Source organism: Streptomyces sp. NPDC127119 (genome assembly GCF_042677425.1).
Taxonomy (GTDB): Bacteria; Actinomycetota; Actinomycetes; order Streptomycetales; family Streptomycetaceae; genus Streptomyces.
On record NZ_JBHXTO010000034.1, the window covers coordinates 43,550 to 66,128 of the forward strand.

At 72.9% G+C, this 22,579-nt stretch carries 16 protein-coding genes; 5 read left to right on the forward strand and 11 right to left on the reverse strand.

From position 1 onward, the window contains the following. Positions 1–27: 27 nt before the first annotated feature. From ACFVH5_RS17640 to ACFVH5_RS17665, 6 genes are read right to left on the reverse strand one after another with little or no spacing between them, the layout of a single operon-like run. The gene (locus tag ACFVH5_RS17640; RefSeq protein WP_385834579.1) at positions 28–813 is read right to left on the reverse strand and encodes a class I SAM-dependent DNA methyltransferase; all 786 of its coding nucleotides are present in this window, start codon (positions 811–813) and stop codon (positions 28–30) included. After that, on the reverse strand, positions 810–2,048 hold the full coding sequence (locus ACFVH5_RS17645) for an MFS transporter (protein WP_385834580.1): 1,239 nt from the start codon (positions 2,046–2,048) through the stop codon (positions 810–812). Before ACFVH5_RS17645 ends, ACFVH5_RS17640 begins: the two co-directional genes overlap by 4 nt. Then, positions 2,045–3,127, reverse strand: coding sequence for a dipeptide epimerase (locus ACFVH5_RS17650; RefSeq protein ID WP_385834581.1), 1,083 nt, complete (start codon positions 3,125–3,127; stop codon positions 2,045–2,047). The genes ACFVH5_RS17645 and ACFVH5_RS17650 overlap by 4 nt, the downstream gene beginning before the upstream one ends. Next, positions 3,124–4,209, reverse strand: a complete 1,086-nt coding sequence (locus ACFVH5_RS17655) for a PLP-dependent cysteine synthase family protein (RefSeq protein WP_385834583.1) — start codon at positions 4,207–4,209, stop codon at positions 3,124–3,126. Before ACFVH5_RS17655 ends, ACFVH5_RS17650 begins: the two co-directional genes overlap by 4 nt. Continuing rightward, positions 4,206–5,063, reverse strand: a complete 858-nt coding sequence (locus ACFVH5_RS17660; protein ID WP_385834584.1) for a Rossmann-like domain-containing protein — start codon at positions 5,061–5,063, stop codon at positions 4,206–4,208. The genes ACFVH5_RS17655 and ACFVH5_RS17660 overlap by 4 nt, the downstream gene beginning before the upstream one ends. Then, the gene (locus tag ACFVH5_RS17665) at positions 5,060–6,316 is read right to left on the reverse strand and encodes an ATP-grasp domain-containing protein (RefSeq protein ID WP_385834585.1); all 1,257 of its coding nucleotides are present in this window, start codon (positions 6,314–6,316) and stop codon (positions 5,060–5,062) included. Before ACFVH5_RS17665 ends, ACFVH5_RS17660 begins: the two co-directional genes overlap by 4 nt. A gap of 352 nt (positions 6,317–6,668) precedes the next feature. Here ACFVH5_RS17665 and ACFVH5_RS17670 point away from each other — a divergent pair, with 352 nt between their 5' ends. Together ACFVH5_RS17670 and ACFVH5_RS17675 are read left to right on the forward strand one after the other, a co-directional pair. Then, the gene (locus ACFVH5_RS17670; RefSeq protein WP_385834586.1) at positions 6,669–7,415 is read left to right on the forward strand and encodes an SAM-dependent methyltransferase; all 747 of its coding nucleotides are present in this window, start codon (positions 6,669–6,671) and stop codon (positions 7,413–7,415) included. A gap of 195 nt (positions 7,416–7,610) precedes the next feature. Next, on the forward strand, positions 7,611–8,333 hold the full coding sequence (locus ACFVH5_RS17675) for a peptidoglycan-binding protein (RefSeq protein ID WP_385834587.1): 723 nt from the start codon (positions 7,611–7,613) through the stop codon (positions 8,331–8,333). Between the two features lie 13 nt (positions 8,334–8,346). On the opposite strand, the gene ACFVH5_RS17680 is transcribed toward ACFVH5_RS17675, so the two are convergent. Further along, the gene (locus ACFVH5_RS17680; RefSeq protein WP_385834588.1) at positions 8,347–11,634 is read right to left on the reverse strand and encodes a family 78 glycoside hydrolase catalytic domain; all 3,288 of its coding nucleotides are present in this window, start codon (positions 11,632–11,634) and stop codon (positions 8,347–8,349) included. A gap of 221 nt (positions 11,635–11,855) precedes the next feature. Between ACFVH5_RS17680 and ACFVH5_RS17685 the strand changes: the two genes are divergently transcribed. Beyond that, entirely contained in the window at positions 11,856–14,546 is a 2,691-nt protein-coding gene (locus tag ACFVH5_RS17685; protein ID WP_385834589.1) for an ATP-binding protein, read from the forward strand. A gap of 114 nt (positions 14,547–14,660) precedes the next feature. Further along, positions 14,661–16,058 carry an FAD-binding oxidoreductase gene (locus ACFVH5_RS17690; protein ID WP_385834590.1) on the forward strand — a complete coding sequence of 466 codons (1,398 nt, stop codon included), beginning with the start codon at positions 14,661–14,663 and terminating at the stop codon, positions 16,056–16,058. Positions 16,059–16,185: 127 nt separating this feature from the next. Here ACFVH5_RS17690 and ACFVH5_RS17695 read toward each other — a convergent pair whose 3' ends face one another. Both ACFVH5_RS17695 and ACFVH5_RS17700 read right to left on the reverse strand, forming a co-directional pair. Then, positions 16,186–16,431 carry a DUF397 domain-containing protein gene (locus ACFVH5_RS17695; RefSeq protein WP_385834592.1) on the reverse strand — a complete coding sequence of 82 codons (246 nt, stop codon included), beginning with the start codon at positions 16,429–16,431 and terminating at the stop codon, positions 16,186–16,188. Positions 16,432–16,434: 3 nt separating this feature from the next. Further along, the gene (locus ACFVH5_RS17700; RefSeq protein WP_385834593.1) at positions 16,435–17,301 is read right to left on the reverse strand and encodes a helix-turn-helix domain-containing protein; all 867 of its coding nucleotides are present in this window, start codon (positions 17,299–17,301) and stop codon (positions 16,435–16,437) included. Positions 17,302–17,824: 523 nt separating this feature from the next. On the opposite strand from ACFVH5_RS17700, the gene ACFVH5_RS17705 reads away from it, so the two are divergent. Next, entirely contained in the window at positions 17,825–18,571 is a 747-nt protein-coding gene (locus ACFVH5_RS17705) for a DUF6624 domain-containing protein (protein WP_385834594.1), read from the forward strand. A gap of 97 nt (positions 18,572–18,668) precedes the next feature. Here the strand turns inward: ACFVH5_RS17705 and ACFVH5_RS17710 are convergent, their stop codons facing one another. Both ACFVH5_RS17710 and ACFVH5_RS17715 read right to left on the reverse strand, forming a co-directional pair. Then, the gene (locus ACFVH5_RS17710) at positions 18,669–19,040 is read right to left on the reverse strand and encodes a hypothetical protein (RefSeq protein ID WP_385834595.1); all 372 of its coding nucleotides are present in this window, start codon (positions 19,038–19,040) and stop codon (positions 18,669–18,671) included. A 263-nt stretch (positions 19,041–19,303) separates the two neighbouring features. Beyond that, a complete protein-coding gene (locus tag ACFVH5_RS17715; protein ID WP_385834596.1) occupies positions 19,304–22,468 on the reverse strand; it encodes a helix-turn-helix transcriptional regulator in 3,165 nt (1,054 codons plus the stop codon). Positions 22,469–22,579: the final 111 nt, after the last annotated feature.

Sequence of the window (22,579 nt, forward strand, 5' to 3'; positions counted from 1 at the left end):
GGAGCGCGTGAGGTGTGTGCGGCGCGGTCAGCCGGCCAGGCGTGCCACCACGTGCAGCCGGTCGGCGTCGGCCGCCGTGCCGGGCAAGTCGCCCTGCTGCCAGAGCGGTTCGGTACGGGGCCCCGGGCCGTCGTGCAGCTCCAGCACGGTGAAGCCGTGCGCGGTCAGGAAGTGGCGCAGTTCCTGCGGGAGGAGCAGCCGCCAGGCCGAACGCTGTTCGACGGGGGCCGAGCCGTCGTCGGTGGTCCAGACGCGGGTACGACGCAGGAGTTGCGCGGTGCGGTCGATGTGCAGCGTGGTCGTCGAACGGTAGAAAACGCCCTGCCAGGTAAGGGAGTTGACCCTGGGCGTGTCCAGCAGGTCGTTGCGGCCGAGGAAGTACGCGCCGTTGCGCATCTCCGCGACGAGGAGTCCGCCGGGGGCGAGGCTCCGGCGGCAGGAGGCGAGGAAGCCGTCGAGGTCGTCGTTGGTGTGGCAGTACAGCAGCGCGCTGTCCAGGCACACCGCCGCGTCGAACGCCTCGGGCCCGAGGGAGAAGTCCCGTAGATCTGCGCGTACGTACCGCGGGCCGGGGTGCCGGTCGCGGGCGTACGCCAGCATCGCCTCGGAGAGGTCGGCCCCGACAACCGCCCTTCCCACGCTGTGCAGTTGGGCCGCGTCCCGTCCGGTGCCGCATCCCAGGTCCAGGACCCCCGGCCCGGCCTGGTACCGGCGCAGACAGTCCTCCGCCCATCGCCCGGCCAGCCGTTCGGGATCGGGGAACCTGGCCTCGTACAGCTCCGGGTTGTCGGTCAGCAGGTTGCCGCTCGTCATACCGTCGCCTCCACGGCAGGGGCGGGACGCACGGGCAGGGCCCCGAGGCGGCGCAGCCAGGTGAATCCGCCCGCCGACGCCAGCCCGAACACCAGACAGCAGGCCCACGGCAGCCAGGCCGCGTCCTGCCGGTCCCCGGCGTCCATGGCCCAGCCCACGGCCGTGTTGCCGACGGCCGCGGCGATCCCCGACACCATGTAGAAGATGCCGAAGTACGTGCCGGTCAGCTCCGGCCGCCCGAAACCGGGGATCAGCTCCATCACGAAGGGCTGCGCGACCATGACACCCACATAGAGGAGCAGGACGCCCACGAGCACGGGAACGACGTGCCACAGCTCGGGGGAGCCGGCCCCCGACACCAGCATCGGCGGCAGGAAGGCCAGTCCCATCAGCGCGAGTCCGGCGCCGATCGCCCGTCTGCCGTACGGCTTCAGCGCCCGGGTCAGCCGCAGCTGCAGGGCGAGATTGGCGAGCGTGCCCACGAGGAAGACCAGTCCGGCCGCGCCGTCCCAGCCCGTGGCCCGGCGGGCCCCGTCGGGCAGCAGCAGATACAGCTGGTTCTCCAGGGTGAACATGCCGACCATGGCCAGCGAGAAGGCGAGGAAGGCGCGGTTGCCGACCACCTCGCGCCAGTCCGCGAGCACACCGCCCGCACTGGGCGGCACCGGCCGCGCGGGCAGCACCAGCGCCTGCGCCACCGTGAGTACCGCGAAGATCCCGGCGGCGGTGAGCGCGGACGCCCGGAAGTCGACCAGCAGCAGCACACTGCCGAGCAGCGGTCCGACGAGCGCCCCGGTGGTCGCGAAGACGTTGAACAGCGCGAACGTCTCGGCCTTGCGCTCGCCCGCCTCCTGCGCGAGATAGGTCCGCACGGCCGGGTTGAACAGCGCCCCGGCGAGCCCGCTCAGCACGGACGCGGCCAGCAGCACCGCGAGCCCGTCGCCTAGCGCGAACAGCGCGAAGCCCGCGGTACGCACCCCGCAGCCGGCGATGATCACCCCGCGTGCCCCGAGCCGGTCCGCGGCCGAACCGCCGATCAGGAAGAGCCCCTGCTGGCTGAGGTTGCGCACTCCGAGGACGATCCCGACGACGGCCGCCGACATGCCCAGGTCCTCGCCCAGGTGCGTGGCCAGATAGGGGATGAGCAGGTAGAAGCCGGTGTTGACACCGAACTGGTTGACGAGGAGGAGCCGGATGGCGGGCGAGAAGCCGCGTATCTCGTACAGCGTCTTCACGGCCGGCCGCCCGTCCCACGCGTCTCGTCCGCCGCCCGCTCCCGTACGCCGAGTCCGGGCAGTTCGCTCGCCCGTACGACGCCGTCGGCGCCGCCGATCCCGGTCCACGGGTCGTCGGCGAGCAGCAGATGCCCGTCGAGGTCGGCCCAGCGGGCACGGTCGGTGAGGTGCACGGCGGGTGCCAGTCCGAGCGTGCTGGCGGTGAGACAGCCGAGCATCAGCTCGGTGCCGCTCCCGGCGATCAGCTCGGCCATGCGCAGCGCGGCCCGGGGGCCACCGCACTTGGCGAGCTTGACGTTCACCCCGTGCACCCGGCCCGCCAGACGGCGTACGTCTTCGAGTCCGACGGCGTCCTCGTCGGCGATCAGGGGCAGCGGTGAACGCTCGGCGAGCCGCGCCAGCGCTTCGGGATCACCGGGGGCGATGGGCTGCTCGACGGCCTCGACGCCCAACTCGTCGTAGCGGGGCAGGAGATGGCGGGTCTGCTCGGCGGTCCAGGCCCCGTTGGGGTCGAGCAGGAGCCGGGCGCCGGGCGCGGCGGACCGTACGGCGCGTACGCGGTCGAGGTCGTCCTCGGGGTCCGGGGCGCCGGCCTTCACCTTGAGGAGGGCGAATCCGGCGGCGGCGAGCGTGCGCGCCTGCGCGGCGGCGTGCGCGGCCGGGACGATGCCGATGGTGCGCGCGGTGGGGGCGCTCGGAGCGGTCCGAGCGCTTTCGTCTCCGAGCAGCCGGAACACGGGGGTGCCCGACCGCTTGCCGCACAGGTCGAGAAGCGCGGCCTCCACGGCGGCGGTGACCGCGGGCGGCCGGTCGTCCGGCCGCCCGTCCTGTGCCGCCCCCTCGCGCAACGCGCTCTCCGGGTCGGGGAAGCGGCCCAGGTCGCGGCCGGACACGTACAACCGCTGTCGCAGTGTGTCGGTGTCGAGGCCGTAGTAGACGCTGGTGACGGCCTCGCCGTGGCCGTGCAGGCCGTCGTGCTCGATGGTGAGCCAGACGGCGTCACGGGCGGTCGTCACGGAACGGGATATGCGCAGCGGCTCGGCGAGGGTGAGCCGTACGGTGCGCAGGGTGGCCTTCACGGGCTCCCTTCCAGAGGGGTGAGCAGCGGGTCGGTCACCGTGGTGCAGCGGACCCAGCCGGTGGCCTCGACGGCGCGTGCGTGCGGGATCTCGACGGGGCGGGTGGCCGCGGCAGCGGGGTCGAGGCCGTGGGCCGCCGCGAAGTCGTCGTCGTAGACCGAACCGAGATAGCGGTGCGGGCCGTCGGGGAAGACGGTGGCGACCACGGCGCCGGGATGGACCCGGGCCGCCCACGCGGAGACCAGTGCGACCGCTCCGGTGCTCCAGCCGCCGCTGACGAAACTGCCGCGGGCGAGCCGTCGGCAGGCGTCCGCGGCTTCGGCCGGGCCCACCCAGTGCACCTCGTCGAAGGCCTCGTAGGCCACGTTGCGCGGATGGATGCTGCTGCCCAGGCCACGCATCAGCCGCGGCCTGGCGGGCTGGCCGAAGATGGTGGAGCCGGTGGCGTCCACACCGATCAGCCGCAGCCCGGGCCAGTGCCGGCGCAGCGGCCCCGCGATCCCGGCACTGTGACCGCCCGTGCCGACACTGCACACCAGGATGTCCACATGGTCCAGCTGGGAGGCGAGTTCGGTGGCGAGCGAGGCGTAACCGGCGATGTTGTCGGGGTTGTTGTACTGATCGGGCCAGTACGCGTCCGGCAGCGTCCCGAGCAGCTCGCGCAGCCGTGCCAGCCGGGCCGCCTGCCAGCCGCCCACCCCGGCGGGGCGGTCCACGAGTTCGAGACGGGCGCCGTACGCGCGCAGCAACTGCCGCATGGACGGTTCGAGTTCGGTGTCGCCGACGAGCACGATGGGGTGCCCCAGGGCCTGCCCGGCGAAGGCGAGTCCGATGCCGAGCGTCCCGGAGGTGGACTCCACCACCGGTGCGCCGGGCCGCAGTTCACCCCGCTCACGTGCCCCGAGCAGCATGGACACCGCCGCACGGGCCTTCATGCCACCTGCGGCGAGACCCTCCAGCTTGGCCCAGAACCCGGGCTGCGGGCAGGGCAGATCGGTGGTCACCCTGGCCAGCGGTGTGCGGCCGAGCAGGGCGAGCAGATCCGGGTTGGCGGCGAGGGGACGCAGTGCGGCCGTGGTCACAGCGCGCCCTCCGCACCGCGGTAGCGGTGGATGACACCGGCACCGCCGTCCAGCCAGAAGAAGGGGTACGGCTCCGCGCACACCGCGCTCACCCCGGCACCGAGGAACCAGGGCAGTACGGCACTGCCGGTCTGCGCGAACATCACCAACTGCTGCCCGCTGCCCAGGACATGGGTCCGCAGTGGCTCGAAGGACCCGTTGCCGAGGGTCATGCCGGAGGCCAGTACCGCGTCACAGCGGCCGAGTTCGGCGTGCAGGTCGGTGGCGACCGGCTCGCCCCACTCCGTCGTACCGCCCTTGAGGTCGCACGGTATGTACGAGACGCCGCGCGAACGCAGCACCTCCAAAAAGGAGTTGACGACGCCTACGACGAGCACGGTCTGTCCGGGGCCGACGTCCAGCAGTTCGACGACGGCCTGTGCCCGCGCCCGGGACTTCTCCAGGGAACTTCCGGCGGGCAGGGGACAGGGGAGTGCCCCGTACTCCGGGGTGTGGGGGCGCACATGCATCAGATAGGCGTCCAGCGCCGCCACGCGGACCGACGGGAGCGGATGCTCCAGCAGCCGTGCGATGTCGGCTCCGGCGCAGTCCTCCACCGCGCCGTGCGGCAGTGCTCCGGGCTCGACCGCGCAGGAGCCGACCGCCCGGCCGAGACGCAGACTGAGCACCTCGTTGCGATAGCCGCCGCGGCGCCCGTCGTGCCGTACGGCCTGGCTGGTGGTGAACGCCACGGCGACGCGCAGGCCTTGGGGGTCCGGACCCAGTTCACCGGCGAGAACCCGCCGCACGAGATCGTCGTACGAGACGGGTGTGGGCGTGGATGTGGCTGCGGGTGTTGATGCGGGTGACCTCATCGGGTGGTCACCCGCGGTCGCAGCTCGGACAGCAGTGACTCGACCCTGGCCCGCGCTCCGGGCCCTTCGGCGTCGCCCGCCATCACATGGCCGAGGTATTCGTTGTTGCTGCCCGCGGTCTTCACCGTCCGCCCCGGCTCGGCGAGCTGAACCTCCAGCACGCCCTCTGCCGAACGCACTTGCTCGGCCCCGACGATCACCTCCAGCGTCCCCTCGGTGTCCGGTACGAGGAAACCCACGGCCGCGCTGCGCAGCCCGGTGGCACGGGGCCGCAGATCGGGGGTGCGGTCGAGAGCCACGTCGACGCAGGCGGCGGCCAGATCGAGGCCGGTGACATGACGGATCAGCTCGGTGATGCGATTGCCGGCCGGGCGCGGGTTCACCTCGACGACGCGGGGCCCCGCTGCGGTCAGCCTGATCTCGGTGTGGGCCACGACGGAGTCCAGCCCGAGCGCCTTGATCGCCTGGACGGCGGTGTCCTGGGCGGCTTCGGCATCGGCCGGGGCGAGGGCGGCGGGGAACATGTGCCCGGTCTCGATGAAGGCGGGCGCCCCGCCCAGACTCTTGTCGGTCACGCCCACCACATGGGTCGAACCGGCGAACGACACGGTCTCCACGCTGACTTCGGGCCCGTCGAGGAGTTCTTCGAGGAGCAGGACGGGTGCTCGCAGCTGACCGCGGGCGTTCAACGGGAAGTCCGCGATCGCCCGGCAGGCCTCGGTCAGCTCGCGTTCGTCGTCCACACGCCGTACGAACATGCCGGCACAGAGGTCGACGGGCTTGACCACCAGCGGGAAGCCCTGCTCCCGGGCGGCCTGCTCGGCGGCGGCCCGGTCGGCACAGACGGCGAACCGGGGTCCGGGGACACCTGCCTCGGCGAGGACGCGACGGGTGGTGTCCTTGCGGCACGCGTTCTCCACGGCTTCGGGTGTGGGCCCGGGAAGTCCCAGCCGTGCGGCGATCCGCGCCACGGTGGGCAGGTAGTAGTCGCAGGAGGTGACCACTCCGTCGAAGCCGAGGGCCTCGTGCAGCCGCTCCACGTGCGGGAGCAGGGTGTCGATGTCGTTCGTCTCGGCGGTCGTGACGTTGCGGGCCGCGAGCAGGGGATGGGCCGTGCCCTCCGGGGCGGAGCGCAGATAGTGGTGCAGGTCCCGGGTGAGGAAGGTGAACTCGTGCCCACCCTCCCGGATCGCCCGTGGCAGCAGTCTGCTCATCGACCCGACCCAGCTTTCGACCACCAACAGATGAGCCACAACTCCCCTTTCGCGCACTCCGGTTGAGCTTCAGGGCACGCCGAGGGCGCCCCATGGCGGGGTGCGGACGACGTGACCGACGCACACGCTATCGACAATCATTTTCATTGTCATCCAGTGGGTCGGACTTTGTTGCCGCCCCGGCAAAAACCACTTGGCCGCGCGAGGCCCGCCGCTCTAGCCTCGGCCGGTCCGAGTGAGTGACGGTTCCTGGCGAGTGAGGTGCGGGAGATGACGGTGCGGAAGAACGCGGCAGCGTACGGCGGGCTGGGAACTCCAGCCCCCGTGACCTTCCCGACCCCCTCTGCCCCGTCGACTTTCTCGACCTCCTCGGACCGAAGGAATCCCAGCAGTGGATCTCCCACGTAGCTTCACCGTCCGCGAGAGCGGACACCGCATTCACAACCCGTTGACCAGCGAGAAGCTGGCCGTCCTGGGCCGGGCCCTCGACCCGGCGCCGGGCACCACCGTGCTGGACCTCGCCTGCGGCAGCGGCGAGATGCTGTGCACCTGGGCGCGCGACCACCGGGTGACCGGCACCGGCGTGGACATCAGCACCGTGTTCCTGGCGAAGGCACGCGACCGCGCCGGGGAACTGGGCGTCACCGACCGCGTCGGCTTCCTGCACGGGGACGCGACGGGCCATGTCGCCGACGAGCCCGTCGGCATCGCCGCGTGCGTCGGTGCGACCTGGATCGGCGACGGGGTGGCGGGCACCGTCGACCTCCTGCGCAGAAGCCTCGCCCCCGGCGGGATCATGCTCATCGGTGAGCCGTACTGGCGCCGGGAGCCCCGGGACCGGGCGACCGTCGAGGGCTGCCACGCCGGAAGCAGGGACGATCATCGTTCGCTCCCGGAACTGGTCGAACAGTTCGGCGCCCTCGGCTGCGACCTCGTCGAGATGGTCCTCGCCGACCAGGACAGCTGGGACAGGTACGTGGCTGCGCAGTGGCTCAGCACCCGCCGCTGGCTGGACGCCAACCCGGACGACGAACTGGCCGACGAGATGCGCGAGGACCTGGCGACCGGACCCCTGCGCCATGTCCGGTACCAGCGCGAGTATCTGGGCTGGGGCGTGTTCGCGCTGATGAACCGCTGACGGATGCCGGGTGCGGACCGGACGGGGCGCACCCACGCAGCGGCGGTCCGACGGTCCCACCCGGCTCGGCGGCGTGCGCCGGTGTGCTGGGGCGCGCGCCGGTTCGGTGTCGCGCTCCGGCCCGGTGCCCAGTCGTTGAACCGCCGGGCGGAGTGACCCGTATCCCTTCTCAGTAACGCCCGGAGGGAGAGCAGGTTGTCGACACCGTTCGACCCCGAAGAGTCACCGCGTCGCTCGCCGCTGGAGCCGACCAGTGTGCTGCGCCGCCGACAGCCAGGTTCCCTGGCGGATCTGCTGCGGCAGGTGCAGGAGAAGGAGCGCGAACCGGACGAGGGCTACGAGGTCGTCGCCGTCGCCGTACCGGCGCCGGAGGCTGCCCCTCTGCCCTGGGTCACGGAGGACGACACGCAGGAACTGCCGCCCGTGGTCGAGGGCGACAGCAGACCGGCGCCGCGCGAGCGCCCGGCCGGAAAGGGGCCGGCCCACGGCCGCAGCACCTTCGTCCGCAGCACGGTGCTCGGTGTCGCCGCGACGGTCGCCGCACTGGGCGGATTCAGCGCCGCCCTCCTGCTCACCTGGGACAAGGACGACGACCCCGCGCAGGCACGGCCCCCCGTCGCGTCGTCCGCGCCACCCGCCTCGGCCCCCGCGCAGGAAGGCGGCGCCCCGGCGGGCATCGATCCCGACGGCCCCGGCACCCTGCGCGAGGGCGACCGGGGCCCCGAGGTCAGCGACTTGCAGGAACGGCTGCTGCGCATCCCCGACGTCTACAAGGAGGGCACGCCCAGCGGCATCTACGACGCCACGCTGACGGCGGCGGTGGCCCGCTTCCAGCTCTGGTACGGCATCAGAGGAGACGAAACAGGCGTGTACGGCAACGACACCCGCACGGACCTCGAAGCGCGCACCACCTCCTGAGACACCGCCCCATTCACCCCGCGACCCGCCCCACGAACTCCCACCCCCCGTGCGCCACTTCGTACACCACGAAGCCGGGTTCCAGCCGTACGTACGTGGCCGCGGCCGGAGCACGTACCGCCGACCGTTGCGTCGCCGGTACGTGGACCTCGGCCGTGGACCCCACCGGGACGCGCACCGCGAGCCGTATCGCGTCGTCCACGATCGACCAGGACGCCGAGGCCTCCCCTCGGACGGTGCGGATCGAGGTGCGGGCCCAGTCGACTCCCGTACGACCGTCGGGGCGCACGGTGAAGGTGCGGTACCCGGCGTCGCCGGGGCGCAGTCCGGCCACGTTCTCGTACAGCCATTGCACGACCGTGCCCTGGAAGTAGTGGTCGCGGGAGCGTGAGTCGACCGGCCACATCTCCCACATGGTGTCGGCGCCGTTCTCGAACCAGTAGCCCCAACTCGGGTACGTGCGCTGTGTGGCGATCGCGTGGGCCACCTCGGGATGCCCCTGTGCGGACAACTGCCTCAGCAGGACACTGGTGCCGAGCGCGCCGGTGTTCAGGTGGTTGCCGCGCTCCTCGATGTCAGCGAGCAGCGAGTCGACGACGGAGGCCCGTGCGCCGGGCGGGACCAGCCCGAAGGCGAGCGGTACGCAGTTGTTCGTCTGCCGGTATCCGGGGTCCTTCGCCGTGCGGTAGTGGCCCTCCGGGCCCAGGAAGGCCGCGTTGAAGGCCTCCTTGAGTCCGGCCGCGGCCCCGCGATAGCGAGTGGCGACCGCCGACTCGTGGAGCAGGTCAGCGAGTTCAGCCGTGCCGGTGAGCGCCCGGTGCAGATACGCCGTCGCGGTGAGCCGGGTGTCCTCGGGCGGGTTGCCGCCGTAGCCCGGGGGCAGATAGTCGCCGAGCGCGGTCACGGCGAGCCCGTCCCTCAGCCGGGAGATCTCCCAGTCCAGATAGCGCGTGAGCGGCGTCCAGTGGTCGCGGGCCAGCCGCTCGTCCCCGTACACGCGGTACATCTCCCGCAGCAGGAACGGGTACACCGTCGTCCACTCCGGGGACGGGCCGAGGTCCCCGTAGCCCCAGCCGCCACTCGGCACGATCACCGGGAGCTGTCCGTCGGAGTTCTGACTGTCCTTCAGGTCGCCGAGCCACTTGGACAGGAAGCGGTGCACGCCGAGCGCGTACGCCATGACGGGAGCGCCCAGCTGCGCGTCACCGGTCCAGCCGTTCTTCTCGTACATCGGGGTGTCCGTCGGGATGCCGTGCAGGTTGTTGAGGAGAGTGCGCCGCATCGCGCGCTCCAGCTGCTGGTAGAACGGCACGGAACACGCGAAGGAACCCGTCGCCTCCACCGGTGTGTGCACGACCCGGCCCAGCACCTGCGCCGGCTCGGGCTTCGCGGGCAGCCCGCTGACCTGCACGTACCGGAATCCCTTGTACGAGAACCTGGGCTCCCACACCTCGTCGGCGCCGCCGCCCGCGCACACGTATTCGTCGGTCTGGAACCGGCCGGGGACGTGCCCGGTCTCGGCGTGCACGCTGCCGTCGGACTTCAGCTTCTCGCCGTGGACCAGGCGTACCGTCGTCCCGGCCGGGGCGCGCACGGTCAGCCGCGTCCAGCCGGCCGTCGTGCGGCCCATGTCGACCACGTACACGCCGTCGCTCAACTCCTCGACGGCGACCGGACGTACGGTCTCGATGACCTGGATCGGGTCGTGGGGCTGTGCGCGCAGCGTGCCCTTGGGGGCGTCCCGGCGTTCGGTCTGCTGCCAGCCGCTGTCGTCGAAACCCGGGCGGGTCCAGGCCACGGGTGCCTTGCGGGCGTCGTAACTCTCACCCGCGTAGAGGGAGTTGGAGCGGGTCGGGCCGTCGGTGATGCGCCAGCTGCCGTCCGTGGCGACCGTGGTGCGTGAGCCGTCGGGGTGGTCGATCTCCAACTGGCCCAGGAGGCGCGGCTCGTCGTGCCACGGCGGACGGTGCCAGTTCCATACGTTCGGTGTCGTCATGCCGAAGAAGCCGCGGCCGAGGGTGACTCCGATCGCGTTGGCGCCCCGGCGCAGCCGGTCCGTCACGTCGTGGACGGCGTACAGGACGGTCTCGTCGTAGTCGGTGAAGCCGGGGTCGAGGACCTGGCGGCCGACGCGTTCACCGTTGATCTCGGCGTCGTAGTAGGCGAGTCCGCTGATGTAGAGACGGGCACGGGAGACGGGCTTCGAGACGGTGAACTCGCGGCGCAGCAGCGGCGCCGGCTGCTCGGGCGCCGCGATCGACACACCGGAACCCCACGGGCCCTGCCCGTACGGGGCGAGCACGGCGGCCCCGGCCCACGCGGAGTCGTCGAACTCGGCCTGCTGCCATCCCTGTTGTTCGGTGTCGGTGCTGCGCCAGCCCTCGCCCGTGACCAGCTCCACCGTCCCCGCGTCCGCCCCCGACCCGTGCTCCACGAGGAGTCGTACGAGCAGGCCGCCGGGGTTGACCGACGCGTTGCCGCGGTTCGTCGCGAGGGCGGCGACCACCAGGCGCCCGGAGCCCGCCGCCTTCACCTCCTCGGTGACGTCGAGGAGATGGCCCTGCCGCCAGGCGTCGGTCTGCTCGGCCTGGTGCATCACCTGGACGCCGTCGAGATACAGGGTGAAGTCGTCGTCGGCCGTCGCCAGCAGCGTGGCTCTTCGGACCTCGGCCCCCGCGGGTGCGGTGAGCGCGCCGCGGAACCAACGAGGCCCGTTCGGGGCGTCGTTGGAGGTCGCGCCCGGCGACCAGATCCAGGACGCGCCCTCGAACGACGGCGGCTCGGGCGCGGCAGCGGCACCGATCCAGAATCCCTGCCAGGAGTCCTTGGACAACGTTGTCTCCCACCAGCGCGGCACACTCCACGCCGACGCCCGGCCCTCGCCGTCCCAGACCCTGACCTGCCAGTGGTAGCGGGTGCGCGGCTTCAGGGCGGGGCCCGCGTAGACGATCCCGACGCTGCGGTCCGACGCGACCCGGCCGGAGTCCCAGACCGCACGCTGCCCCTCGCGCAGGCCCTTCTCGCTCAGCGCGACCCTCACGTGGTACGCGCTCTGCCGGGCGCCGTGCCCGTCGGCCGTCAACTCCCAGGTGAGACGCGGCTGTTCCACCTCCGTGCCGAGCAGGGTCTCGGCGTACTCGACGGTCGTGCGCTCGACGCGCAGCCTGCCCGGCCGTGATGCGTCGGCGCCCGACGGGGCCGAGGCGGCGGCTGCGGTGGTACCGGAGGCGAGGGCGGCGGAGGCGCTCACTCCGGCGGCCGAACTCCGGAGGAAGGCGCGGCGGTTCCAACCCTTGGTCATGTGGTGTCCCTTGGTTGCGTACGTACGCGGGTGCGGGTGCGGGTGCGGGGGCGCGTGCGGGTGACGAAGCGAGGGGGCGGGAGGAGAGGGGGTGGGAGGAGTAGGGGGGAGTGTCGGGAGGGGGACGCGCGAGGCGTTTGAAACGTTTCACACGATTCTTGAACGATCCTATGGGCGCCGCTGTGGGGCTTCAAGAGGCGTGCATGTGCCAGCATGGCGCCGTGGACGGGGGGATCCTCGAACGCGAGCACGAGCTGGACCGGCTGGCCTCGGCCGCCAGGGAGGCGGCCGACGGAGCCGGTTCCGTGGTGCTCGTCCACGGCGAGGCGGGCATCGGCAAGTCGAGCCTGGTGAAGGCCATGCCGGGCGTGCTACCGACGGCGTCGCGCGTCCTGGTGGGGGAGTGCGACGACCTCGCGACGCGCAGGCCGCTCGGCCCCTTCCGCGATCTCGTCGGCGGTGTCGGCGCGGAGCTGGCGCGGGCGCTCACGGCGGGCGGCGATCGGCCCCGGGTGTACGACGCGCTGCGGGCGGAACTCACCGCGGCCCCGCACCCGGCCGTCCTCGTCGTCGAGGACGTGCACTGGGCCGACGAGGCCTCCCTCGACGCGCTGCGGTTCCTGGTGCACCGGGTGGAACGCCTGCCGGCCGTGCTGGTCCTTACCTACCGCGACGACGAACTGGACCGCCGCCACCCCCTGCACCACCTCCTCGGCCAGGTGTCCCGGGCCGAACGCGTGCACCGCCTGCCGCTGTCCCGGCTCTCCCCGGGCGCCGTGCACCGGCTCAGCGCGGTGAGCGGCCTGGACCCGGCGGAGGTGTACGAGGTCACCTCCGGCAACCCGTTCTTCGTCGCCGAGGTGGTGGCGGCCGGCGGCACCGGCGCCGTACCCCCGACCGTGGTCGACGCGGTCCTCGCCCGGCTGCGCGACCTGGACGACCGCACCCGCGACGCCCTGGAACAGCTCGCCGTCATGCCCTCCGCGGTCGAACGCCCCCTCGTCGACGCGTTGTTGCCCGATGGCGTCACCGAGCTGGCGGTCGCCGAACAGCGCGGACTGCTGACCGTCACCCCCGAACGGGCCGGTTTCCGCCATGAGGTGATCAGACGGGCCGTCGCCGACTCGCTCCCCGCCGCACGGCGCATCGAACTCAACCGCCGGGTCCTGGCCGCACTCGTCGTGAAACCGGGCTCCGACCCGGCCCGCGTCGTCCACCACGCGGCCCAGGCCGGCGACCAGGAGGCGATCGCACGGTACGGACCCGATGCCGCCCGGGACGCCGCCGGCGCGGGCGCGCACCGGGAGGCCGCCGCCCATCTGCGGCTGGTCCTGCGGCAGCGCGACCGCTTCGACGCGGCCGAACTCGCCGATCTGCTGGAGCGGTTCGCCATCGAGAGCTACACCGTCGCCGACTCCACGGCCGCCGTGGACGCCGAACGGGACGCGGTCGCCCTGCGCCGGTTCCTCGGCGACACCCGCGCGCTCGGCGCCGACCTGCGCTGGCTCTCCCGTATCCACTGGTGGGCGGGGAACGCCGACGAGGCCCAGCGCGCCGCGCGCGAAGCCATCGCCGTCCTGGAGGAGGCGGGCGACGAACGGCTGCTCGCGCTCGCGCTGAGCAACACCTCCCAGCTCCACATGCTGTCCGAACGCACCGCGCAGGCGGTCGACTTCGGCGAACGCGCGATCCGCCTGGCCCGCCGCACGGGCGACAACGCGATCCTCGCGCACGCCCTGAACAACGTCGGCACCGCCCGCTGGCGGGCCGGAGACCCTCTGGGCCGCGCCCAGTTGGAGGAGAGCCTGCGCGTCGCGCTGGCCGCCGGGGAGGTCGAGCACGCCTGCCGCTCGTACGCCAATCTCATCTGGACGCTGCTCGAACGCCTCGAACACACCGAGGCCGACCGTTACCTCGCCCCGGGGATGGAGCTGGCCGACCGGGCCGAGCACGTCGGCTTCCTCAGCTATCTCCATGTGGCCATGGGGCTGCGGAAGTTCGCCGCGGGCGCCTGGGACGAGGCGGAGAAGCACGCCGAGATCGGCGCCCACGACTTCGTCCCCGCCCGCTGCCCCGCGCTGACCGTCCTCGCCCGCGTCCGGGTCCGGCGGGGCCGCGAGGGCGGCGACGAACTGCTCGACGAGGCCTGGGAGATCGCCGTACGCACCCGTGAACTCCAGCGCACCGGACCGGTCGCCGCCGCCCGCGCCGAAGCCGCCTGGCTCCGCGGCGACCACGCCCTGGTGGCCGACCTGGCCGGGCCGGCCTTCGAGCAGGCACGCCGGCTGAACGTCGTTCCGCACCGCGCCGAACTCGGCCACTGGCTCACCAGGGCCGGACACCCCGTACCTGCGGACGGCTCGGACCACCCGTACGCCCTCCAGACCGCCGGCCGCTGGCGGGAGGCGGCCCAGGCGTGGCACACGGCCGGCTGCCCGTACGAGGAGGCCGCCGCCCTCGCCGAGAGCCCGGACCCGGACGACAAGCTCACCGCCCTCGCGGGTCTGGACGCGCTCGGCGCCGAACCCCTGGCACGGCTGGTCCGCTCCGAGCTGCGGCACCTCGGCGTCCGGCACATCCCGCGCGGGCCGCTCGCCGCCACCCGGGAGAACCCCGCCGGACTCACCGAGCGGCAACTGCAGGTCGTGCGGCTGCTGGCCCAGGGCCTGACCAACCCCGAGATGGCCGAGCGGCTCGTGGTGTCGGTCCGTACCGTCGACAACCACGTCGCCGCCGTCCTGGAGAAGCTCGGTGCCCGCTCACGGCGCGAGGCCGCCGCCCGCGCCACGGAACTCGGGATACTGCCGGGCCGCGAGACACAGACGCAGGCCGACGCGCAGGCGAAGGCGCGGGAACCGGGCGGACGCGGGGAGCGTGGGCGGACGCAGCGCGGAGAGCGCGGGCAGACGTAGGTAGGCGGCGCGGCCGAGCTGAGTGATGGGCACGGATGCCCGAGCGCGGGACACCGGACTAGAACAGGCCCATCGAAGGGGCCCGGAGAACGGGGCCCCGGATCGGGGGATGCCATGTCCGTCACGCCCGCGCAGGCGGCCCGCCAGGAACTCCAGTCGTTCGAGGGCCGGTTGGTCGGTCCCGAGGACTCCGGTTACCAGGAGGCGCGCGCCGTCTACAACGCGATGATCGACCGGCGGCCCGCCCTGGTGGCACGCTGCGCCGGCGCCGAGGACGTGGTCCGCGCAGTCGGCTTCGCCCGCGACCACGATCTGCCGCTCGCGGTCCGCGGCGGCGGGCACCACGGAGCGGGCCTCGGGACCTGCGACGGCGGCGTGGTCGTCGATCTGTCGCCGCTCAAGGACATCGAGATCGACCCCGCCGCCCGGACGGCACGGGTCGGCGCGGGCTGTGTCTGGGGCGAGGTGGACCGTGCCACCCATGCCCACGGGCTGGCCACCCCGAGCGGCATCATCTCCACGACCGGAGTCGGCGGCCTCACCCTGGGCGGCGGCCTCGGCCACCTCAGCCGCACGTGCGGGCTGACCATCGACAACCTCCTGGAGGCCGACCTCGTACTGGCCGACGGCACACAGGTGCGCGCGAACGCCGACGACAACGCCGACCTGTTCTGGGCGATCCGTGGCGGAGGAGGCAACTTCGGTGTCGTCACCTCGTTCCGGTTCCGGCTGCACGAGGTCAGCACGGTCGTCGCGGGCCCCACCTTCTGGCCCGTCGAATCGGCCGCCGAAGTCCTCACCGCCTACCGGGACTTCATCCCCCACGCACCCCGCGAACTGGGCGGCTTCTTCCTGTTCGGCGCCGTCCCGCCGGCCCCGCCGTTCCCCGAGGAGATCCAGGGACGCAAGGCCTGCGGTGTCGTGTGGTGCTACGCCGGGGACGACGCGGACACGGCGGCCCGTCTGATGGCACCCCTGCTCGACGCGCTCCCCGAACCGATGCTGCACGGGCCCGCGCCGATGCCGCACCCCGCGATCCAGTCGGCCTTCGACGGGCTCTACCCGCCCGGCGACCAGTGGTACTGGCGCGCCGACTTCGTCAACGAGATCCCGGGTGACGCGATCGACCGGCACGCCAAGTTCGGGGCCGAACTGCCCACTCTCAAGTCGACGTTCCACCTGTACCCGATCGACGGGGCCGTCCACGACCACGCCCCGACGGACACCGCCTGGAGCTACCGGGACGCACGCTGGGCCTCGGTGTTCGCGGGGGTGGACCCCGACCCGGCCAACGCCGACCTCATCAGGCGGTGGACCGTCGACTATTTCGAGGCCCTGCACCCGTACTCGGCGGGCGGCGCGTACGTGAACATGATGATGGACGAGGGGCAGGAGCGGGTCCGCGCCAGTTACCGCGACAACTACGCACGTCTGGCCCGGATCAAGGCCGACCGCGACCCGGACAATCTGTTCCGGCTGAACCAGAACATCCAGCCGGCCGCACGGTCCTGACCGGCCCCACCGACCGCCCGCAGAAGGGCCCTGGCGCCGACGGGGGGCACCAGGGCCCGTGCGGGCCGGGTCGTACGCCGAGCTCGTACGTCAGGGCCGGGTACGCGGCGTACGGCGTGAGCGCGGGTCAGGCGACGAGGAAGTCGGCCTGGCCGGACTTCGCGCCTGCCAGGAACGAGATCATCTCGTCCCGGGTGTAGACCAGCGCCGGCCCGTCCGGATCCTTCGACTGGCGGAGGGCGACGCTTCCGTCGGGGAGCCGCTTGGCCTCCACGCAACTGCCGCCGTTGGTACCGCTCCAGGGCTTCTCCCAGCCCTCGGTGCCCAGCTCACCGGCGGGCACACCGCTGTGGACGGGATCCATGGACGTCATGGCTCACAACTCCTCACGCAGTTCGGCCAGGATGCTCCTGGTCCGGGCGACCGGCTCCGCCTGCACGGACATCCGGTCCAGCACTTCGAGATACGTCACGACGTCGGCGGGCTGGTCCACGTAGACCGAGCCGACGAGGCTCTCGGTGTAGACGACATCGGGAAGTTCGGAGAAACCGAAACGGAAGTAGTGGAACGGGCCGAACGCGCCGGGGTGCGCGCCCACCGAGAAGCGCAGTATCTGGATCCGGACCTTCGGCATGTCCAGGGCCTCGCCCAGCCGGTCGATCTGGGCCCGCATCACCTCGGCCCCGCCCACCGGCCGGCGCAGCACGGTCTCGTCCAGGACGGCCCAGACCGCCGGGGCGTCGGGCTTGGTGAGCAGCTCCTGGCGCCGCAGCCGCAGATCGACGCGGCGGGCGATGTCCTCCTTGCTCGCGTTCGGAAAGCCGACCCGCATCAGCGCGGCCGTGTAGTCGTGCGTCTGCAACAGGCCCGGGACGTAGTGGGGTTCGTAGAGACGGATGAGGGCGGCTTCGCTCTCCAGGCTCACGTACGCGCTGAACCACTCCGGCAGCACGTCACGGTAGGAGTACCACCAGCCGGGCCGGTTGGCCTCCCGCGCCATCGTGAGGAAGCCGTCCACCTCCGAGGAGGGGACTCCGTAGGTGCGCAGCAGTTCCCTGACGTAGGGGATACGGAGGCCGACCTCGGCCTTCTCCATGCGGCGGACCGTCAAAGGGGTGACCTCGATGGTTCGGGCGGCGTCCTCGAAGGAGATCCCCGCCTGTTCCCGCAGGTGCCGGAGGCGCCTTCCGAGGACCATCCGCAGGACGGTCGGCGCGCTGCCGCCGGAGCGGTTGTCGCTCACGTCCTGCCTCCCGGAACGCCCGTCACGGCCAGCAGTGTGCCACGCGGTGGCTGACACAGACAGAGCCGTGCGGATCGTTCTGAAATTATCAGAACGCTTGTTACGAGTTGAGGGCGTACGCAATCATAGGGACCGAGTGACGAGCCGCACGGTCCGGCGGCCACGGCGCACAACGACGGTCGGTCGCAGCGCAGTTGGCGCCCCGGCGGGCCGGTCGAGCCCGCAGCAGCATGATGCGAGACCTGGATGGCCACCGTGAGAGACGGACGATCGAGGAACCCGGGCAGAGTTCCCGCCGCGGCCGACAAGGCGCTGGACACCCTTCAGGCACGGGAGTTCGGGTACGGGCCGCGCTCGGTGCCGGGGGCGGCGGCATGACGCCCGACGCGGGCGTGTCCGGCTTAGACGCGACCGGCTCCGGCACGACAGGCCTCGGCACGACAGGCCTCGGCGTGTCCGGTTCCGACCCGACCGGTTCGCGCGGTCCGTGTGGTCCATGTGTCGGCGGGACGAGGAAACCGGTGTGGTTCCCGTCGTGCATCCGACGGGCGCCATGACCGCTCCGGGTACGGGCGAACAAGGATGGACCGCGGCCACGGTGCCCGCGGGCCACCTGCCTCGCGACGAACGGGCGGACCGCATGCCCCACGGGACGCCGGAGACCCACGACGGGGTGGCGAAGACGCGCAGGGGATACGCGTCCGACACGACCGACGAGGACCGCAGGGGGCTCGCCCACGACGAGGTACGGGAGGGCCACCCGACCGTGCTCCCGGCGCTCGCGACCGCCCTCGCCCGCGAACTGGTCCGCCGCGTGGACGAGGACCACCGGGCGACGGGCGAGGCACACCGCACTTCCACACCGGCCGCGCGGCAGCGGCTCGCGAAGTGCCGCGCGGGCAACGCCGAGGCGCTCAGGGCCATCGTCCGGCGCCATGCCTGGCCGACCGCGGAGCTGGTCGGCGCGCCCGCCTCGACCGCGGCCCTGATGATCCTGCTGCACGCCCCTGATCTCGCCTTCCAGGTCGTGTGCCGCGACCTGATCGCCCAGGCCGTCGCGGACGGACGCTGCCCGGCGCCGCATCACGCCTACATCGCCGACCACTGCGCCGTGGAACTGGGCCAGCCGCAGTTCTACGGAACCCGTATCGACCCCGTGACCTGCTGCCCGTATCCGGTCCGCCGGCCCGAGACGCTCGACGAGCGGCGCCGCGACGTCGGTCTCGCCCCCCTCGACGAGCAGATGCGGACCCTACGACTCAGCGGGTGAGGCCGTTGGGTCGGACGGGTGAGCCGACGCCCACGCCGAGGATGACCCCAAGGGTGAGTCGAGGGTGACCGGGGTGCGCGGGCCGCTCGGCGCCGGCCTACGGTTCGAGGCGCAGCTCCCGCTCCTGCTCCTGGTCGCCGGAGGCCGCACCCTCCTCGTGGACGGTGAAGGCCGCCGAGAGTGTCTTGTCGGCCTGGCGCACCGCCTCCGGGCTGCCTTGGAGGGTGACGGTGACGGACGTGGAGAGCTTGGCTCCGGCAGACGGCTTCCCGCCGCCACCGCCGCCGTCACCGGTCGCCGCGTCACCGCCGCTGCCGAAGGTGGCCGTGTGGACCGTGGCGCCGTCGTCACCGGGCAGGGTGTCCGGCGAGCCGAAGGCGGGTTCGAGCGTGTGGACGACAGCCCGCGCGTCGGCGGCCGAACCGCCGGTGAGAGTGAGCGTCAGAGCGAGATGCGTGCCGGACGTCATGAACAGCCACCTTTGCTTGTACGTGTACTTGTGCTCTTGTGCTCGTTCTTGTGCTGGTACGAATGCGGGCCATCCGCTCGGGTAACCGGTTGCCCCGGACACAAACGGCGGCTCGATCCCGCCTACGCCTGTCTCCATGACACAGCCATCCGCCGGACCCCGCAGCCGCTGAGGCACACGCAGGCCGCACGACGACGCACCGATCCGGTCGCAGATCCGCCCGCTGATCCGTTCACAGGTCGGCCCGCGGGTCGGCCCGCCGGTCAGCCCGAGGCGGTCGGTTCCGCCCGGACCAGGCCCTCGCGGTACGCGATCGCCACCGCCTCCGTACGGCTCGCGGCGCCCAGCTTCGCGAGGATGTTGGAGACGTGCACGCTCGCCGTCTTGCCGCTGATGAACAGTTCCTCGCCTATCTGCCGGTTGGTGCGGCCCCGCGCGAGGAGCAGCAGGACGTCGTTCTCCCGGGCGGTCAGCGCGGGAACGCCCGCCACCGGGGAGGTCTCCGCGAGGCGGGCCCGGCGGATCAGCCGCTCCACGTCCTCACGCAACGGCACGGCGCCCAGCCGGACGGCCGTGTCCCGGGCCGCCCGCGCCTGCCCGGCGGCCTCCTCGCGGCGCCCCGCCGCGACCAGGGCCTCCGCGAACCGGACCCGGCAGCGGGCCTGCTCGTAGACGTCCCCGTAACCGAACGCCTCGACGGCCCTCTCCCAGGCTTCCGCCCTCTCCCGGGCGACCTCGGTCTCCTCCCGGGCCGGCGGGCCCGGCTCGGCGCGGCCCCGCGCCCACTCGGCCTCGGCGCGCGCCAGCCACGCCCGCCCCTCGGGACCCTGCGGCGCACCGTCCTCGCCCTCGGCCGCCGTGACCCGGGCCGTCCCCACCAGCTCCGCCCCGGTCTCCGACCAGCGCCGTACGCCTTCCTCGTCGCCCGCCAGACGGGCGGCCACGGCCGCGTCCGCCACCGGGGCCAGGGCGAGCGCCGCGAGCCGCACCACCACGTCGGGCGTCGTACCGGCGTCGTCGACCAGGGCCGCGACGCTCGTACGGACCTGCTCGACGGCCGCCTCGGCATCGTGGCGCAGGACCGCCGCGTCGGTCAGGAGGATGCCCGCCACGAGGGTGGCCATCCAGTCGAACGGTCCGTCGAGCAGGGCCCTGGCCCGCTCGGCCGCCCCCTGCTCACCGCGCGCCAGGGCCACCGACAGCGCCGGGCCGATCGCGTAGCCGCCCGCCGCGGGCAGCCGCTCGGCATCGCTCTCCGCGGCGCGGACGCATGCGTCCCACTGGCCCAGGGAGTAGAGCACCAGGGAACGCAGGTAGCGCATCTCCAGCGGATAGGGCGAGGCGAGCAGCCCCGCACGGCCCGCGCGCTCCAGTCCGTCGGAGAGCCAGGTCAGGCATTCGTCCAGGTCACCGGACTCGTACGCACCGATGGAGAGGTTGAACAGCGCGCGCATCTCGATCGAGGTGTTCCCCGCGCGCCGGGCCAGCTCCCGTGCCTCCCGCAGCCGGGCCCGTCCTTGCGAGGTGGTCCGGCCCGCTCCCTCCAGACCGACGAGGGAGATCATCAGGTCGGCCCGGGCGTCGGGTACGCCCAGTTGCTCCGCGATGCCCAGGGCCCGGCGGGCCACGTCACGGGCGGTCTCGTCGTCGCCCACGTAACGCGCCGCCATGACGTGGGTGGACGCGGCCCACACCCATGTACGCGAGGGAGGATCCGCGGGGATCATCGCGAGGGCCTCGCTGCTGTACGTGAACGCGGCGGTCAGGCTGTCGATCCGCATGAGGTTGCCCGCGAGCGTGTAGCGGACCCGGGCGGCCAGTTCGGAGTCCTCGTCGGAGCCCATGCGCGCGAGCGCGGCCCGGGTGAGCGAGACGGCCCGGTGGGTCTCGCCCGCGTGGGCGGCAGCCGCCGAGGCGCGCAGCGTCAGCGTGACCGTGTCGAAGCCGTCGGGCCGCGCGTCGGCCGGTACCGCCGACCACAGGTCGAGGGCGGCCTCAAGGTGGCGCAGTTCCTCGGCGGGCGCGCGGACCCTCGCCGCGTGGTCGGCGGCTTCCAGTGAGGCCGCCAGGGCGTCGGGCAGGTCGTGGCTCTCGCGCGAGTGGTGGGCGCGCTCGGCGGCACACTCGGCCGGCAGGCCCCGCCCGGCCAGTACATGGGCGAACGCCCGGTGCAGCCGTACCCGTTCACCCGGCAGCAGATCGGCGTAGACCGCCTCACGGATCAGGGCGTGCCGGAAGGAGTAGGCGCTGTCCCCGCCGGAAATCCCGCCCGAGCCGCCGCCGGAACTCCCACCCAAGCCCTCACCCGAGCTCGAGTCCGAGCCTGGTCCCGAGCCTCCGCCGGAACTCCCGCCGAAGCCTGCGCCGGATTCTCTTCCCGACCCCCCGCCGGCGACGAGAAGCTGGCGTCCGACGGCCTCGCGCAGCGCCGACTCCAGCTCCTCCTCCGGCAGTTGCACGGCGTCGCGCAGCAGATCGTGCTCGACGCGGCGCCCGGCGACCGCCGCCGTGCGCAGTACCTGCTGTGCGGTCGGCGACAGTTGCTCGAAGCGGCTGAGCAGCACGTCGGCCAGACCGCTGGGCACGGCGGAGGCGGCCCCGGGCGCGGACTCCGAGGTGGCGGCCAGCAACTCCTCGGCGTAGAAGGCGTTTCCCTCGGCGCGCTCGACGATGCGGCGGATCGTGGCATCGGGCACGGGGGCGGTCCGCTGGGAACGGACGAGCCGGTCCACCTCGCCGTCGGGCATCGGCCGCAGCTCCAGCCGCTCGACGGCGGGCAGCCGCACCAACTCCGCGAGCAGGGGCCGCAAAGGGTGTCTGCGATGCAGATCGTCCGCGCGGTACGAGGCGAAGACGGCGAGACGCTGACCGGGCGCGCCGCCCGCACTGCCCGCCCCGCCCAGGACGCCCCGGCTGAGCAGGAAACGCAGCAGGTCGCGGGAGGACTGGTCCGCCCAGTGCAGGTCCTCCAGGACCAGCAACAGCGGTGCGGCCCTGGTCAGTTCGGCCAGGAGCGCGGCCATGCCCTCGAACAGCTGCGGCCGGCCGCCCGCGTCCCGCGCCCCGTCCCCGCCGTGCCCGATCAGCCGGTCGACCACGGGATGCGCGGCCAGCGTGCCGCAGAACCGCTCGTCCCCGGCGAGCACACCCAGGATCTCGGTGAACGGCAGATACGGCAGACCCACGTCACCGAGGTCCACGCAGTGCCCCGTGACCACCGTCGTGCCCGCCGCCGCGGCCTGTCCGGCGGCCTCGGCCAGCACCCGGGTCTTGCCGACCCCCGCGTCCCCGGCGACCAGCACGGCGCGTGCCTCACCGGCCCGGGCCCGGTCCAGGACCTGGGTCAGCCGGGCTAGCTCGTCCGCACGCCCGATGAAAGGCCCGATGAAGGGCCCGTTGAGCGGCGTGGTGAATGCGGTGGTCGACACGGATCCATCCTGGCACGCGCCACCGACAGTCCCCTGGTCCCGGCCCCGCCCCCACCCCGCGACCCCGGCGCGAGGACCGGCCGGCGAGGCGGTGCGGGAGTGGACCGGATC

What these genes read in the sequence shown, in the direction of transcription:
- ACFVH5_RS17690 (WP_385834590.1), top strand. Translation starts at nt 14,661, where the DNA reads ATGTCCGTCACGCCCGCGCAGGCGGCCCGCCAGGAACTCCAGTCGTTC.
- ACFVH5_RS17680 (WP_385834588.1), bottom strand. Translation starts at nt 11,634, where the DNA reads ATGACCAAGGGTTGGAACCGCCGCGCCTTCCTCCGGAGTTCGGCCGCC.
- ACFVH5_RS17640 (WP_385834579.1), bottom strand. Translation starts at nt 813, where the DNA reads ATGACGAGCGGCAACCTGCTGACCGACAACCCGGAGCTGTACGAGGCC.
- ACFVH5_RS17695 (WP_385834592.1), bottom strand. Translation starts at nt 16,431, where the DNA reads ATGACGTCCATGGATCCCGTCCACAGCGGTGTGCCCGCCGGTGAGCTG.
- ACFVH5_RS17710 (WP_385834595.1), bottom strand. Translation starts at nt 19,040, where the DNA reads ATGACGTCCGGCACGCATCTCGCTCTGACGCTCACTCTCACCGGCGGT.
- ACFVH5_RS17660 (WP_385834584.1), bottom strand. Translation starts at nt 5,063, where the DNA reads ATGAGGTCACCCGCATCAACACCCGCAGCCACATCCACGCCCACACCC.